The following is a 15,223-nucleotide window of genomic DNA, read 5'->3' on the forward strand; positions in this document are numbered from 1 at the left end:
TTTTTACAATATCAAGGACGTTAGATGGCCAACAGGGATCCGCTGACCAACACCACCAAACTCGCCATGGATCAGCAACAGCGTTTGCGCAAGAAGCTGCCATTGCAGCAAGGCGAGGTGTCAACACTAAGTTTTTGGATTAGCCAGGTTTTTATGATTATTGCCACGGTACTAGGCGTCTACCTTGCTGGCCAACAGGGCTTGGCGCAGGCGGTTAATTTTGAACAAATCCAAAGCGATAAAAATAATTATTACTTACGAAAGTCACTCCACCACGAGCTGGAAGACAATGTAGCGCTGCTGCAAGACTACATCGAGTCGTTGTCGGTGCCGTGCACCCGCTCGGCAGCTCAGTGTTACGCCCTGCAGTTGGACCAGTTTATCTGGCAGAGCATGCAGTTTTCCAATGCCACTCTGGAAACGCCACCTGAGCTGTTACGGGAGTCCAGGGCTTTCTATCGTCAGGTGAACGATATCCAGCAAAAAATCACTCAGAATGTCTATGGTCGAAATTATGCCGCAGGCTTGCTGGAGCAACAAATTCAGCATATGCAACAGGTTGTTTTTCCGATGTTTGAGCAAGATCTGGCGGAGCTGATGGCACTGTTGCAAGCGAATAATGTGGAGGTGAATTAAATGGCGTCAACTCTCTATTGCCCTCGATGCCCGCAGGTGGCCTTACAACATATAGAATTGCATGGCCAGGAGCTGGATCATTGCCCGAATTGCGATGGTCTCTGGTTTGATGATGAAGAGTTAAGTGAGGCCATTCGTCACAAACACGGTTTAACTGACGATTACTGTGTGCGGCAAGGCTTTGCAGAGCCGTTAAAGCAACATCAATACCACTGTCACCGTTGCGATGTGCCAATGCAGCAGTTCCATCTACTGAAAGAGTACCTGGTTACGGTCGATTCATGCCCCAATTGCAACGGTAGCTGGGTTGATGGCGGGGATGTCCGGCAGGTATTGGCGGCACCCAAACTGCAGCAGGCCTTGGCCATTTTGAACCAAAAGGTGTGTCGCAAGAGTTGGCTGTTTCAGTTTTTTACACAGATGCCAAAAGAATACAACATTAAGCCGCATCGAACCCCCTGGCTGACCTGGTCGCTGGTTGCATTGAATTGCCTTATTTATTTGCTGTATGGCTTTAATAATGCCCACACAGAGTGGGTTTTTAGTCACTTTGCTTTTATTTCGATGGATATTTTGCAAGGCCAGAGCTGGTGGGGCTTTATCAGTTATCAGTTCCTGCATGGCAGTTTGTGGCATTTGTTTGGCAATATGTATTTCCTATGGATCATCGGTGACAATCTGGAAGATGCCCTCGGCCGTTGGCGGTTTTTAGGCTTGTATCTGCTCTGTGGCATTGCGGCTGCACTGGTCGAATTAGCCGCCAGAGTCATGGTGGGTCAAGAGTTGTTGATGGTAGGTGCCAGTGGTGCTGTCGCTGGCTTGTTTGGCATGTACTTACTCTGGTTCCGGCATGCCAGCCTGACCTTTATGTTTGTTGTCTGGCAAAAAAAGCTGTCCCCAAGCTGGTACTTTGCCCTTTGGGTAGCCATGAATATCTTCGGCTTGTTACTTGATGATATGGGGGTTGCTTACTGGGCTCATCTGGGTGGTTTTGTCGCAGGTTTAATGATTGGTTACTCTTACCGGCACCATGTACTGCAAAACAACCCACTGCTTTGTTTACTGCAGCGGCCGGAGGCCCGGATTCTCCGCTGATTCCAAAAAATCCTTGTGCACTGCGCCAAAAGTCGACTGGTGAAATTGGCCTAAAATGCGTATACATAAAGCAGAATCTTTTTTGCGAAGGCTGAATCGATGTTAAAACTTGCTTTGTTTGGCTGCGTTATTGGGTGGACTTCTGCTGTCACAGCGGCAGCACCATTGTCAGCTGTGACACCACAAACGGCCGCCGTTGCCAGCCCGGATGCCTATGGCGCAAAAACGGCCAGGCGTATTCTGCAGCAAGGTGGCAACGCCGTCGATGCGGCCATCGCAACCGCCTTTAGTCTGGCGGTGACCTATCCTGAAGCCGGCAATATCGGTGGTGGTGGCTTTATGGTGATTTGGTTTGAGGGGCAGCCTTATTATCTTGATTACCGGGAAACAGCGCCATCGGCATCGTACCGCGATATGTACCTGGATGATGATCGCCAGGTGATTGATAATCTGAGTTTGATCGGGCACCTGGCATCCGGGGTCCCCGGTACTGTGATGGGCATGTGGCAAGCGCACCAACGTTTTGGCTCCCTGCCCTGGGCGGATTTAATGCAACCGGCCATTGAGCTGGCAGAACACGGTTTTAAGGTGCCGGAGACTTTGCAGCAATACGGTGGTAGTGCGCTGGAGCGTTATCAAGGCAAAACCAATTTTGCCGATTACTTTGCCAGCATGACCCCAGGTGAGTTATTTCAGCAACCCGAGCTTGCAGCAACCTTAGGCCGTATTGCTGAGCAGGGAGCGGACGATTTTTACCAAGGGAAAACGGCTGAGCTGATCGTGGCAGAAATGCAGCGTGGTGGCGGTTTGATAAGTTTCGAGGATCTGGCCAGTTACCAGGCCCTTTGGCGTGAACCGCTGATTTTTCCCTGGCGTGCTTATCAGTTAATCACGGTGGCACCGCCAAGCTCTGGCGGCATTGCGCTAAGTCAGTTGCTCAGTTTAAAGCAGCATCGCCAGCACGACTTTGCAGGGGTTGACCATAACTCGGCGCAGTATGTCCATTTACTGGCCGAGATTTCAAAACGGGTCTTTGCCGACAGAGCCGATTACCTGGGCGATCCGGCATTTACCCGGGTACCACAGCAACAACTGTTGGCGGCCGATTACCTGGCGCGTCGGGCCAGTGAAATTAACCCGAAGGCTATTTCCGTCACAGAAGATGTCCTACCCGGTTTAGAGTCCCCTCAAACTACACACTTTTCCATAGTCGATCATGCCGGCAATGCGGTGGCCAATACTTACACCCTTAATCTGGATTTTGGCAGCGGTGTGGTGGTCTCAGGCGCGGGTTTTTTAATGAATAACGAAATGGATGACTTTGCCATCAAACCAGGGGTGCCCAATGCCTTTGGAGTGGTGGGTGGCGATGCCAATGCCATCGAACCGGGGAAACGGATGTTGTCCTCGATGACGCCGAGCTTGTTGGTGCAAGAGAACGAAGTGCGGTTGGTGATTGGCACTCCGGGTGGCTCCACCATTTTTACCTCGGTCTTTCAGGTGATCAACAACCTGTATGATTTCGGTATGTCGCTCGAAGATGCGGTGGCGGCGCCGCGTTTTCACCATCAGTTATTGCCTAAGGATCAAATCGCCATCGAACCTTACCAGCTGCTGAGTAACGAGGTCCAGCAGCAACTCGGCGCTATGGGCTATCGGCTGCATTTGCAGCGCTGGAGCCTGGGTGATATCCAGGCTATTCAGCGCACAGCAGAGACCATCACAGCCGTCGCTGATCCCAGAGGACGTGGCCTGGCTCTGTTGGTTGAGTCGGCGAAAGTAAAAGAAGAGCCAAATCAGACAGAGCCGGACGCCACATCGGTGCTTGGCAGTACAATGTAGACATTTTCAAACAGTAGATCGTCAGGCTGGCTGGTTGGAGTGAGCTGTACAAAGTAGTCTCCCACCTGGTTGACCTGCAGGCACTGATCGACAGCAAACACATGGTCGGTATGGGGCTTGTCCCAGCTGGCCAGCTGCCGGGCTTTGGCTTTTTGCTTGGCGTCGGCTTTGTCTTTGGCAACCACCAGCAAGTAGCGATGGTCCTCACCAAAGACGGCGTCGTGATAGCCACCCAGGTTTAAAAAGAACAACTTGTATGCCTGCTGAACCGGCTCTTGCACCAGCTGCAGCTGAAATCCATCCAGGTTACGCACCCGCATCCAGGCGTCCATGTGCAGCCCTTTAGGCTCTGCAAACCACAGCTGTCGAAGCCGCGGGTAAGTTTGCTCCAGCGTTTCACCTGCCGCAAAGACCACATCATGCAGCTCGGTGTTGGCACCTGGATGCGAGCCTCCGAGCATCACCATAAATAAATCCACAGCACAGTCCCCTGTTGTTTTTGCGGCAGTATAGCCAGTTAAGCATGCGCTGCCAATTGCACAGAGCTGTGGCGAAGTTCATGGCAAATGCATTCGGATCTCGTCCAGACAGCCTGGGTCTTCAATGGTGGATGGCACTTGTGGTGTTTTACCATCTGCTATCTCGCGCAGTACTTTACGCAAAATTTTACCGGAGCGGGTTTTCGGCAGTTTTTGCACGATTTTAGCCTGCTTAAAGCAAGCCACAGCGCCAATATCTTCACGCACCATGGCAACCAGCTCCTGCTCCAACTGTTCTGGTGTAATGAGACTGCCATTTTTCACCATCACCAGGCCAAAGGGCAACTGGCCTTTTAATGCATCGGCAATGCCTATCACGCAGCATTCAGCCACCGCCGGATGCCTTGCAATGATCTCTTCCATTTCGCCGGTTGATAAACGATGACCAGCCACATTAATCACATCGTCGGTGCGGCCCATGATAAAGACATACCCGTCCTCATCAATGTAACCACCATCCCCACTGCTGTAGTAGCCTGGGAAGTTACTCAGGTAACCTGCTTCAAAGCGCTCATCATTGCCCCAGATGGTTTGCAGGCAACCTGGCGGCAGCGGTAGTTTAATGGCAATGTTGCCTTGCTGATTGGCCGGCACTGCCCTACCCGCGTCATCCAGCACCTCAATGCAAAAACCGGGCACCGGCACCGAGGACGAACCAGGTTTGACCGGCAAAGGCTCAATGCCCATCAAATTGGCACAAATCGGCCAACCGGTCTCGGTTTGCCACCAGTGATCAACCACGGGCTTAGCGGTTTTTTCAGTGGTCCAGTCGTACGTCGCCGGATCCAGTCGTTCCCCAGCCATAAAGATGCATTCCAGCGCAGTTAAATCGTAGTGTTGTAACAGCTGAGCTTCGGGGTCGTCTTTACGAATGGCCCGAAACGCCGTTGGTGCGGCAAACAACACCTTGGCCCGATACTGCTGACACAAACGCCAGAAAGCACCAGCATCCGGTGTCATCACTGGCTTGCCTTCGTACAAGACTGTGGTACAGCCCGCAATCAAAGGGCCATAGACAATGTAGGAGTGCCCCACCACCCAGCCAACATCGGAAGCGGCAAAAAAGACATCGCCGACTTGCACATTGTAGATTGCGCTCATGCTGTAGTTCAGTGCCACCGCATAACCGCCGTGATCGCGCACCACCCCTTTTGGCTTACCTGTAGTGCCCGAGGTGTACAAAATATAGAGCGGATGGCAGCTGGCGACCGGCACAGCTTCGGCCGGTTTTGCCTTGGTTAGAGCCTGCTGCCAGTCGTGATCGCGCCCCGGCTGCAATTCAGCGGTTAGCTGCGAACGCTGCACAATCAAGGTGGCCAGTGGCTGATGGCAGGCCAGGTCAAGTGCTTTATCGAGCAGCGGTTTGTAAGGAATGACCTTGCTGACTTCAATGCCGCAACTGGCGCTGATAATCAGCTTAGGGGTGGCATCATCAATGCGTATTGCCAGCTCGTGGGCAGCAAAGCCACCAAACACCACTGAGTGAATGGCGCCCAACCGCGCCACTGCCAGCATGGCAATCACTGCTTCTGGGATCATCGGCATGTAAATGACCACCCGATCGCCCTGGGTCACGCCAAGCTGCTGCATGGCTCCGGCGCATTGCTCAACTTGCTGCAACAGCTGGCTGTAGCTGTAGCATTGCTGAGTGTTGGTGACCGGCGAATCATAAATCAACGCACTTTGCCCGCCTCTGCCGGCGGCCACATGCTGGTCCAGTGCCAGATAGCTGCAATTGAGCTTGCCATCGCCAAACCAGCGGTAGCGGTTGGCGGATACTTGCTCTAAAGCTTTGCCAGGCAGCTGAAACCAGGGCAGCTGCTGCGCCTGTTCCAGCCAAAAAGTTTCGGGATCGGCCATCGCCGTCTGATAGTGTGCTTGATAGCTTGTCATAGCCTTGCTCCATCCATCTGCTGATGGGAAACCTTAAACGTTGTAAGGCTACTTTACTGCAGAATCTTGGCTTTGAAACTTAGACTATGGGCGTACACTCCACCAGCACAGGTGCATGGTCACTGCTGTAAGCATCCAGGCTGTAATCCGGCCGCACCAAGTGTTTATCGAATGTAGCGTAACGCACCACATCGGCCCGACACCCCGGCTGTTGACCATCAAATTCGTCCGACAACAAGATGTAATCCAGCACCGAGCCTTTAGAGCCGTAATAATGGGTAGCGGGCCGCGCGGCACTGGGGGTGTTTTGCTGTTGATTCGCCAATAAAAATGCATCATGCAAGCGAATTGGATTCCAGGCCGGTGCCACCAGGCCATTGGCCTGAGCCTGCTGCTGCCAAAGATTGCCGGCAGCGCTAAGAATGGATAAAGGCGAGGACTCGCTTAGGGTATCGTTTAGATCCCCCATCAACACCAGTGGTAAGCGCTGCTGCTGCCGCCTTTGGTAGAGCGCATGCATCAACAGGTGCGCTTCGGTTCCCCGTTGTACCGTTGCTGCCCAGCGGCCAAAAGCGGCCTGCAATGCACTGTCATGATCGTCTTGCAATAAGGCAGTATCCAACTGGGGACGTTTCGACTTCAAGTGCACCACACAGCAATCCAGCGCCCCGAAAACCGGCAGCTGAATGGTTGCCCGCAAAGGCTGCCGGCTAAAGTGCAAACCGGATAAGCCTGCTGCATTGAGCAAGGCGGTATCTGCGTTTAGTGCCGCACAGGACGTTACTTCATAGCGGGATGCCAGAGCGACCACCGGTTTATGGTAGATGTAATCGGCCAGCAGCTCAGGCTGTTGCACCACAACAAAATACGGGTAACCCAGCGTATGCAATTGTTGTTTCAGGGTGTCGCAGCTAAAGACTTCCTGAAAACCGATGATATCGGGCTGCTGATGCTCAATAAACTGCTGCAGCCACTGCTGCTTTTGCTGCCACTGCGCCTGGCTGTAGATGGCATCGTACTCGTAGCTGGCAAGCGGCGGCTCGATGTAGTTCAGCAAATTAACACTGGCAATACGAAAAGGAATCGACATGATGGAACCCAAGGATCCTATGAATGAAAAGCGCTTGAACACCTGACCAAGCATTTGCACCTCAGCTGCAGACTGGGTACCATGCGCTAAAAGTCACTCTAACTATAAAGGAAATGTCCGTCCATGGTAAAACAACTTGCGGTCAGTCTGACATTGGTTGCCAGCAGCCAGCTATTCGCCCAAAGCCTGCCAATCCCGGCTCAGGATCAGTTTTTTGACCACATTGCCCGCTACTGCGGCCAGGCCTTTGAAGGCCGGGTTACCGAAGCCAACTTTACCGGCATTGAAAGCTTTCAGGAAAATCGCCTGGTGATGCATGTTCGGCGCTGCAGCGAAAACCGGCTGGAAATCCCTTTTCATGTGGGTGACAACCATTCGCGCACCTGGATCCTGACCAAAACCGGTTCGGGTATTCAGTTAAAACACGATCACCGGATGCCGGACGGCAGCCACGATGACGCCACCATGTACGGTGGCCATACCGTCGATGCGGGCTGGCCCAATGCCCAGTCATTCCCGGCCGATGCTTTTTCCAAAGAAGACTTTATTCGCCGCCGCACGCCTCAATCGGTGGGCAATACCTGGCATATGTTCATTTACCCCGGTGAGTTTTTTGCCTACCGTCTGACCCGTCCCGGTCGTGAACTGCGGGTGGACTTTGATCTGACGCAGCCGGTGGACTTACCTCCCACACCCTGGGGTTACGAAGACTAGTACACCGACAAGCCCAGGCGCTCTGCCAGCCGGGTGACCAGAAACATCGCCCGGCAGGAGTTGCCAAAGGTATTCAGTGCCGGGCTCCAGGCCGCTATTACACCGTAATTCGGCACGATGGCGGCAATACCACCGCCAACACCACTTTTGGCCGGTAAGCCGACGGTAAACGCGAATTCACCGGACTGATCGTACATGCCACTGGTGGATAAAATGGCATTGACACGATGGGCATCACGCCGGGAACAGACGCTTTGACCGTTGATCGGATCCTCTCCCCGGTTGGCCAGAAACAATAAGCTTCGGGCCAGTTGCTGACAGCTCATCTCTACCGAACATTGGTAAAAGTAATGATCCAGTACCTGCGGTACTTCAGCCTCAATATTGTCAAAACTTTTCATCAGATAAGCCAAAGCCGCATTGCGATTGCCATGCTCCTTTTCCGAGTGATAAACGCTGGTATTGGCCCAGATCTGCTCAGTTCCGGCCAGTTTACGGATAAAGGTCAACAGCGCTGCTTTGCTGGCCGAATAATGGCTGACCAAGGTATCGGCAATTAAAATAGCGCCGGCATTGATGAATGGATTGCGCGGTATGCCATGCTCCCATTCCAGCTGCACGATGGAATTAAATGGCTGACCGGAAGGCTCCATATGAACACGCTGCCAAAGCGCATCACCGAGCCGGTTCATCGCCAGAACCAGACCAAAAATCTTCGAGACACTTTGGATGGAAAAAGGCTGTTGCGCATCTCCGGCGGTATGCAACTGCCCATCCAGAGTGGCGACTGCTATGGCGGTTTGCTCGGGGTCGACTGCTGCCAGCGCCGGGATGTAATCGGCGACTTTGCCCTGCTCCGGCAGCTGCAGAGCTTCCTCCAGCAGGCTTTGCAACAGCAGCGATAAATTGGAGGGTTGTTTTGGTGTGCCTTCCATCTAACTCCCAAAGATTAACTCAGGCCCACAGAGTGGGCCAGACAGAGTAGTTTGTTAGACCTGACTCGCTATCCACTGCTCGACACGTCGCTCCAGCAGATCCAAAGGCAAGGCCCCGCCACCGAGAATGGTATCGTGAAATTGTCGGATGTCGAAACGATCCCCCAAGGCATGCTCAGCCTGGGTGCGCAGTTGTTGTATGCGAATCATGCCGATTTTATACGAGGTCGCCTGCCCAGGCATCACCAAATAGCGCCGAACTTCTGAACGAACGGCTTCCAATGGGATTGGGGTATGCTGCTGAAAATACGCAATGGCCTCTTCTTCCGTCCACCCCTTGGCATGCAGCCCTGTATCCACCACCAACCGGACGGCTCGCCAAATTTCAGTAACCAAGCGACCAAAGTCGGAGTATGGATCCTGGTAAGCACCCATCTCTTTGGCCAACAGCTCGGCATACAGGGCCCAGCCTTCCACATACACAGTAAAGTTCACCTGGGTACGGAAGCGCGGAATTCCCTCAAGCTCTTGGGCAATGGAGATTTGCATGTGATGACCAGGGTTACCTTCATGATAAGCAATGGCTTCCATTTCATTTTTTGGCATCGCCCGCATGTCGGATAAATGGGCATAATAAATGCCAGGACGGCTTCCATCCGGTGTGCCGGGGAAATAGTGTTGAGCCGCTCCAGGTTGCTCCCTAAAGGGCTCTACACGCTTCACCACTAAATCAGCTTTGGGTAAAATACCGAAATAATCGGGCAAGCGTTCATTGATAAACGCTAAAAACTCCTCGGTATCATCAATGTACGCCTGACGCCCTTCATCCGTATCCGGGTAAAAAAAGCGGTCGTCGGTTCGGATAAACTCAAAAAATTGCTGCAGGTCACCATCAAAGCCTACACTTTCACGGATGGCTTCCATTTCTGCGGTAAGGCGGGATACTTCCTCTAAGCCTAAATGATGGATTTCATCGGCAGTCATGGTCGTCGTGGTTGATACCTGCAGCATATGGTTGTAGTAGGAAAGACCGTCTGGATGACGCGAGACCCCGGTAGGATTCACCAGAGCAAGTTCCGACTCTTGTTGCAGCCACTCCAACAATGCCTGATAGGCAGGTTGAAAATAACTGATTAAAGCTGCTTCAGTCTGGCTGCTAAATGCCTGAGCCTGCTCATCCGTCAATTTGTCGTGCTGCTGTAAGTTGGCTATTTTTTGACGTGAATTTTGCAACAGCGGCGAATCCACATCGGAATCGGATTCAAAGGGCTGACCACGAAGTAAGTTTTCAACCTGCTCGATCACGCCTTCATAGGCAAATCGAGGCGCTCTGATACCTTGCTCGCTGTTCATGCGAGCCTGGGCCAAAACCTGAAGAATGGCGACACTGATCCCCTCAATCCGCTGAATAAAAGCCCGCATGTCTTCTTCGTTGTCAACCTGATGAAAACTCATCAGGATTTGCGGTAACATGCTGTGCAAACCCTGCATTTGATTGAACAAATAGCCATGCTGACGAAATTCAGCCGCAGCTTCCATTTGTTGGTACTGATGCAACCACAGGTCATAAGAGGTTTGCGCTTCTTCAGAAAGCAGCGAACGGTCGAAGTTTTCGGTCAACTCTTTAACACTGGCAGCGGCTCTTGCCAACTGCGCATCTTGCGCTGCCTGACTCATGTCATCGACATCAAACTGCCGGTCTTTGCGTCCCAAAAAAGTTAGCATCAATGGGCTGTACTGCAGTTGTTGCTCGTACTGAGCATCAAACCATTGGTTCAGCCGTTTCGTTTCTTGCTGTTGCAACTGAGCAAAATCGGGTGCAGTCGATGCATCTGACTGTGGTGCAGGTTGGCAACCAGCAAGCAACAGAGCAAGCGAGCTGACAAGCAAAGTATGACGCAGCATAAGTAATTCCTTGTTAAGGTAAGTTGTCACTGTCCACTGTAAACCAGCGCCTGCAACCACTTAATACAACATGCCGGCCTTGGGGTTTAACACAGAAAGAAGATAGAGTGCTTCACTATTGCAGAAATCCAGGGCTGCGCGCAAGTCTGGCTGTATGATTCCTAGCACCTCAAGAATAAAGGGGTCCAACAGGTTGGCTTGCTTGTACAAGTCAGGCTGCACATTGCTAAGCGCCAGGCGAGAAGAAATGTTCAGTAACAAGACGGCAGGTTGGCGCAAGTGTTTGTCGGGTTGATGCTGCAAAGCAATGGGTTCAATGATGCTGGGCGGCAGCTGCCACAGGCGCAGCAAGGCAGCGCTGAGTTCGGCGTAGGTAAAGCCAAGCACCCGACGTTGGCACTGCCAGGGCTTTTCTTCCCGGCTGTACCCGGCGCAGGCTTTGGCCAGTTCCGGATCTTGCTGGCACAGCGCCAACTCGCCAATATTGTGCAGCAAGCCGGACACGTACAGCTGTTCACTTTGCCGCGGAGCCACTTTGTTGCCAAGGGCTCTGGCAATTAACGCCGTATGAACACTCTGCTCCCAGAACCGGTCCATGTCGATGCCCGGGTTTTGCACTTGCTCTGTTACACTGATAACGGCTGAGCTTATCACCAGATTGTAGATGGTCTCACCACCCAGCACGACCAGCGCTTTGCTGATGGTATCGATTTTTTTCGGTAAGTTGTAAATGGCACTGTTGGCCAGCTTTAAAATTTTGCTGGCAAGCGAAGGGTCCAACTGAATCACCTCGGCCACCTCATCCATGTCGGCCCGCTCAGACTCCAGCAGTTGCTTGACCCGCAAATAAGCATCTGGGAAAACAAATACCTCGGTCACATTTTCAGCGTATTGTAGTGCGTTCATCAAACAAGTCTCTGCTTTGGTTGGCCAGCTGCTATTCAGTATAGTCTTCTGACAGGAAAATGATGAAAAGACTTGAAGAATAACAGATTAGCACAGACCCGGCGAGAGCGGGTCCGTGAAAATTCGAGGTGGGTTGAAAATAAAAAAATTGGGCTTGAGGGGCCTGCAAGGCCCCGGGCTACGAGCGCTGTGCTGCCAGTGCCAGCGCATCTTGACAAAGCTGAGTGACTTTTGACCAGTCGCCTGCGGCAATGGCATCCGCTGGCAGTACCCAGGAACCGCCTACACAGCAGACATTTGGCAATGCCAAGTACTCGAGAAAGTTTTTGTCGTTAATGCCACCTGTCGGGCAAAAACGAACTTCAGAGAAAGGACCATGAATGGACTTCAGCGTTTTGACGCCACCGGCGGCTTCAGCCGGGAAGAATTTAAAATGAGTGTAGCCAAGGTCCAGACCCTCCATCAACTCGGAGATGCTGGCAATCCCGGGAATCAGCGGAATGGTGGACTCCCGTCCAGCCAGCAACAGCTCCCGGGTCATTCCAGGACTAATGGCAAAACGAGCACCGGCATCGATGACCTGCTGCAATTGCTCCGACGAGGTCACGGTACCCGCCCCGACAATAGCGTCCGGTACCTCTTGGCTCAATAACCGAATCGCATCCATCGCAACCGGGGTGCGTAAGGTGACTTCCAGTACCCGTAAACCGCCAGCGACCAGTGCTTTTGCCATCGGAACCGCTTCTGCTAAATCATTGATCACGATCACCGGTACCACGGGGCCTTGCGCAAACAAGGTAGCTGGATCCAGTTGCCAATTTTCAAATGCCATAATTGTTAGTCGCTCTGAGTTTGTTGAGTCATGGTTTGCTTCAGATACAAAGCTGCACCGGTTAGGCCAGGTTGCTCGGCCGTGATCACATAGGTTGGAATCGCCTGGTTAAAGGCCTGAAAACGGCCTTTTTGCTCGAAACGGTTGCGAAAGGCACTGCGCTCCAGCAAAGGCAACAGACGAGGGACAATGCCACCGCCAATAAAGACGCCACCAGCAGTACTGAGCGTTAACGCCAGATCGCCGGCTAAGCTGCCAAGGCTGGCAAAGAACTGATCCAGCGTGGCCACGGCCACTGCATCGTCACCTAGTTCAGCCGCTGCGGTAATGGCTGCGGCGGATAAAGGCTCCACCTCACGCTGCTGATAGTCCGCAATGGCCAGATAGAGATCTTCCAGCCCGGGCCCGGATAACAAGCGCTCTGGTGAGACATGACCGTATTTAGCGGCCAGAAACTGATGAATGACCCACTCCTGCTCTGTCACAGGAGCCCAGTCGGTGTGGCCACCCTCACCCGGCAATGGCAGATAGAGGCCACTAGTCAGGGGCAGCAAATGACCGACTCCCAGGCCGGTGCCAGCACCCAATACCGCCATAGGCTTCCCTTGTTGCGGTTGGCCCTGACCAATTTGCACCGATTGCCCCTGCTGCACCACCGGCAAGCACATGGCAACGGCGGTAAAATCATTCATCACCAGCAAGGTTGAAAGCTGCAACTGCTGTTTCATCGCCTGAATCGAGAACTGCCAGTGAAAGTTGGTCATCCGGACCTCATCGCCTTGCACTGGGCAGGCGATGGCAATGGCGACATCCCGAAGCAATTGCAATTGTTGCTGTTCGCGGTAGTGCTGCAATGCATCAGCCAGGCTGGCAAAGTCAGCGCAAGCAAATACCTGCACCTTATCGAGACTCAGATCCTGCAGATTGACCCGACTAAAGCGGGCATTGGTACCGCCAATATCGGCAACAATGGCGTACTTAGCTTCAGCCATGCTCGCCTCCATCTGATTGCAAGTGCTGCTCACTGGCAAAAAGAGCGCAAGCGCCCTCTTCTGCACCCGTCAACTGCATCCGTAACCCGCTAAAAAGCTCACGCCCCATGCCGGCATAGCTCTCGGTCAGGTCAACCTCAGCAAGAGGACGTTTTGCCAGCTCAGCCGCATCCACCAACAGCTCCAACACACCTTGTTCAGCATCGACTTTGATCAAATCACCATCTTGCACTTTGGCCAGCAGGCCGCCTTCAACGGCCTCTGGCGTGACATGTATGGCTGCTGGAACCTTGCCAGAAGCACCGGACATCCGGCCATCGGTCACCAGAGCGACTTTAAAGCCCCGGTCTTGCAACACCCCCAGTGGTGGCGTTAACTTGTGCAGCTCCGGCATACCAATGGCTTTCGGGCCCTGAAAGCGCACCACCACCACGCAATCTTTATTCAACTCTCCAGCTTTAAAAGCGGTATCAAGCTGATGCTGGCTGGAGAACACCACCGCCGGGGCGGTAATGACTTCGGTGCCATCGCGCAGTGCCGAGGTTTTCATCACAGCCCGGCCCAAGTTGCCGGACAGCACCTCAAGGCCGCCATGGCTTTTGAATGGTTTATCGACTGAGGTCAGTACTGTGCTATCGAGCGATTGCTCAGGTCCGTCAACCCAAACCAGCTTGCCATCGAGCAGCTCAGGCACCTGGGTATAACGACGTAAGCCAAAGCCAGCAACGGTTTGCACATCCTCATGCAGCAAACCATGATCCAGCAAGGTTCGGATCAAGTAGGCCATGCCACCGGCTTGCTGAAAGTGATTGATATCAGCCTGACCATTGGGGTAAATCCGGGTGATCAGTGGTGTGGCACTGGACAGTTCAGCAAAATCATCCCAATTCACCAGATAACCGGCCGAACGTGCGACGGCAATCAGGTGCATGGTGTGATTGGTTGAACCGCCAGTCGCCAACAGCCCGACCAGGCCATTGACGATGGACTTCACATCGATCAGCTTGCCGATGGGTTGGTAATCGGTGCCTAGATCCGTTAAGCGGGTCACCTGACGGGCTGCAGCCTTAGTAAGCTCATCCCGTAAGGCGGTACCTGGGTTGACGAAGGATGCACCAGGCAAATGCAGGCCCATCATTTCAACCACCAGCTGATTGGAGTTGGCGGTGCCGTAAAAGGTACAGGTACCAGCAGCATGGTAAGAAGCAGACTCGGCTTCCAGCAGCTCTTCTTTCCCCACCTTGCCCTCAGCAAACAACTGACGAACCCGGGCTTTTTCTTTGTTTGGGATACCAGACGGCATTGGCCCGGCCGGAACAAAGACAAAGGGCAAATGACCAAAACTAAAGGCGGCCATCAACAAACCGGGCACAATCTTGTCGCAGATCCCCAGCATCAGGCCGCCATCAAACATGTTGTGGGATAAGCCAACTGCCGCCGCCATCGCAATAATATCGCGGCTCATCAAACTAAGTTCCATCCCCGGCTGGCCCTGGGTGACGCCATCGCACATCGCAGGGACGCCGCCGGCAAACTGGGCGACACTGCCAACCTCCTGCGTCGCAGTTTTGATTAAAGCCGGATAATGTTCGTAAGGCTGATGCGCCGAGAGCATGTCGTTGTAGGATGAAATAATGCCAATATTGGCTTTGGTCAGGCTGCGCAGATCCGCCTTATCGTCCTTGCCACAAGCGGCAAAACCATGCGCCAGGTTGCCGCACGACAAGGAACCACGATGCGGGCCTTTTAGCCGGGCTTTTTCAATTCGCTGCAGATAAACGGCCCGGCTGTGCTCGCTTCTGGCGGCAATACGATCGGTAACGCGTTGAATGACAGGATGCATA

The 15,223-nt window shown here is 53.1% G+C and carries 13 protein-coding genes; 4 read left to right on the forward strand and 9 right to left on the reverse strand.

Annotation, left to right across the window (positions count from 1 at the left end):
- Positions 1–24 precede the first annotated feature (24 nt).
- The 3 genes from Q3O59_RS06640 to ggt all read left to right on the forward strand — a co-directional run bounded on the left by Q3O59_RS06640 (position 25) and on the right by ggt (position 3,573).
- Positions 25–636, forward strand: coding sequence for a hypothetical protein (locus tag Q3O59_RS06640; protein WP_305944826.1), 612 nt, complete (start codon positions 25–27; stop codon positions 634–636).
- Positions 637–1,731: a rhomboid family intramembrane serine protease gene (locus Q3O59_RS06645; RefSeq protein WP_305944827.1), complete on the forward strand. Its 1,095-nt coding sequence runs from the start codon at positions 637–639 to the stop codon at positions 1,729–1,731.
- Positions 1,732–1,830: 99 nt separating this feature from the next.
- A complete protein-coding gene (gene ggt, locus Q3O59_RS06650; protein WP_305944828.1) occupies positions 1,831–3,573 on the forward strand; it encodes a gamma-glutamyltransferase in 1,743 nt (580 codons plus the stop codon).
- Here ggt and Q3O59_RS06655 read toward each other — a convergent pair.
- The 3 genes from Q3O59_RS06655 to Q3O59_RS06665 form a co-directional block, all read right to left on the reverse strand.
- Positions 3,528–4,034 (reverse strand): DUF1543 domain-containing protein, encoded by a 507-nt coding sequence (locus tag Q3O59_RS06655; RefSeq protein WP_369812369.1) that lies wholly within the window; start codon positions 4,032–4,034, stop codon positions 3,528–3,530. The two genes, ggt and Q3O59_RS06655, sit on opposite strands and share 46 nt — an antisense overlap.
- A 96-nt stretch (positions 4,035–4,130) precedes the next feature.
- Positions 4,131–6,005: a propionyl-CoA synthetase gene (locus tag Q3O59_RS06660; RefSeq protein WP_305944829.1), complete on the reverse strand. Its 1,875-nt coding sequence runs from the start codon at positions 6,003–6,005 to the stop codon at positions 4,131–4,133.
- A gap of 79 nt (positions 6,006–6,084) precedes the next feature.
- Positions 6,085–7,095: an endonuclease/exonuclease/phosphatase family protein gene (locus Q3O59_RS06665; RefSeq protein WP_305944830.1), complete on the reverse strand. Its 1,011-nt coding sequence runs from the start codon at positions 7,093–7,095 to the stop codon at positions 6,085–6,087.
- A gap of 123 nt (positions 7,096–7,218) precedes the next feature.
- Between Q3O59_RS06665 and Q3O59_RS06670 the strand changes: the two genes are divergently transcribed.
- A complete protein-coding gene (locus Q3O59_RS06670; protein WP_305944831.1) occupies positions 7,219–7,809 on the forward strand; it encodes a hypothetical protein in 591 nt (196 codons plus the stop codon).
- On the opposite strand, the gene Q3O59_RS06675 is transcribed toward Q3O59_RS06670, so the two are convergent.
- From Q3O59_RS06675 to edd, 6 genes are all read right to left on the reverse strand, one after another.
- A complete protein-coding gene (locus Q3O59_RS06675; RefSeq protein ID WP_305944832.1) occupies positions 7,806–8,744 on the reverse strand; it encodes a glutaminase in 939 nt (312 codons plus the stop codon). The genes Q3O59_RS06670 and Q3O59_RS06675 overlap by 4 nt on opposite strands.
- Before the next feature lie 54 nt (positions 8,745–8,798).
- Complete coding sequence (locus Q3O59_RS06680; RefSeq protein WP_440132269.1) at positions 8,799–10,646, reverse strand: DUF885 domain-containing protein; 1,848 nt, start codon at positions 10,644–10,646, stop codon at positions 8,799–8,801.
- 63 nt (positions 10,647–10,709) lie between these two features.
- Positions 10,710–11,555, reverse strand: coding sequence for an HDOD domain-containing protein (locus Q3O59_RS06685; protein ID WP_305944834.1), 846 nt, complete (start codon positions 11,553–11,555; stop codon positions 10,710–10,712).
- Between the two features lie 178 nt (positions 11,556–11,733).
- Positions 11,734–12,387, reverse strand: a complete 654-nt coding sequence (locus Q3O59_RS06690) for a bifunctional 4-hydroxy-2-oxoglutarate aldolase/2-dehydro-3-deoxy-phosphogluconate aldolase (RefSeq protein WP_305944835.1) — start codon at positions 12,385–12,387, stop codon at positions 11,734–11,736.
- 5 nt (positions 12,388–12,392) lie between these two features.
- The gene (locus Q3O59_RS06695; RefSeq protein WP_305944836.1) at positions 12,393–13,379 is read right to left on the reverse strand and encodes a glucokinase; all 987 of its coding nucleotides are present in this window, start codon (positions 13,377–13,379) and stop codon (positions 12,393–12,395) included.
- Entirely contained in the window at positions 13,372–15,222 is a 1,851-nt protein-coding gene (gene edd, locus Q3O59_RS06700) for a phosphogluconate dehydratase (RefSeq protein WP_305944837.1), read from the reverse strand. The genes Q3O59_RS06695 and edd overlap by 8 nt, the downstream gene beginning before the upstream one ends.
- Between the last annotated feature and the right edge of the window lies 1 nt (position 15,223).

Origin of the sequence: Alkalimonas delamerensis, assembly GCF_030717955.1 — a bacterium.
Lineage (GTDB): Bacteria > Pseudomonadota > Gammaproteobacteria > Enterobacterales > Alteromonadaceae > Alkalimonas > Alkalimonas delamerensis.

Coding starts and splice junctions, on each gene's coding strand:
- edd (WP_305944837.1), bottom strand. CDS start 15,222: ATGCATCCTGTCATTCAACGCGTTACCGATCGTATTGCCGCCAGAAGC.
- Q3O59_RS06660 (WP_305944829.1), bottom strand. CDS start 6,005: ATGACAAGCTATCAAGCACACTATCAGACGGCGATGGCCGATCCCGAA.
- Q3O59_RS06670 (WP_305944831.1), top strand. CDS start 7,219: ATGGTAAAACAACTTGCGGTCAGTCTGACATTGGTTGCCAGCAGCCAG.
- Q3O59_RS06695 (WP_305944836.1), bottom strand. CDS start 13,379: ATGGCTGAAGCTAAGTACGCCATTGTTGCCGATATTGGCGGTACCAAT.
- Q3O59_RS06645 (WP_305944827.1), top strand. CDS start 637: ATGGCGTCAACTCTCTATTGCCCTCGATGCCCGCAGGTGGCCTTACAA.
- Q3O59_RS06675 (WP_305944832.1), bottom strand. CDS start 8,744: ATGGAAGGCACACCAAAACAACCCTCCAATTTATCGCTGCTGTTGCAA.
- ggt (WP_305944828.1), top strand. CDS start 1,831: ATGTTAAAACTTGCTTTGTTTGGCTGCGTTATTGGGTGGACTTCTGCT.
- Q3O59_RS06640 (WP_305944826.1), top strand. CDS start 25: ATGGCCAACAGGGATCCGCTGACCAACACCACCAAACTCGCCATGGAT.
- Q3O59_RS06655 (WP_369812369.1), bottom strand. CDS start 4,034: ATGCTCGGAGGCTCGCATCCAGGTGCCAACACCGAGCTGCATGATGTG.
- Q3O59_RS06665 (WP_305944830.1), bottom strand. CDS start 7,095: ATGTCGATTCCTTTTCGTATTGCCAGTGTTAATTTGCTGAACTACATC.
- Q3O59_RS06690 (WP_305944835.1), bottom strand. CDS start 12,387: ATGGCATTTGAAAATTGGCAACTGGATCCAGCTACCTTGTTTGCGCAA.
- Q3O59_RS06685 (WP_305944834.1), bottom strand. CDS start 11,555: ATGAACGCACTACAATACGCTGAAAATGTGACCGAGGTATTTGTTTTC.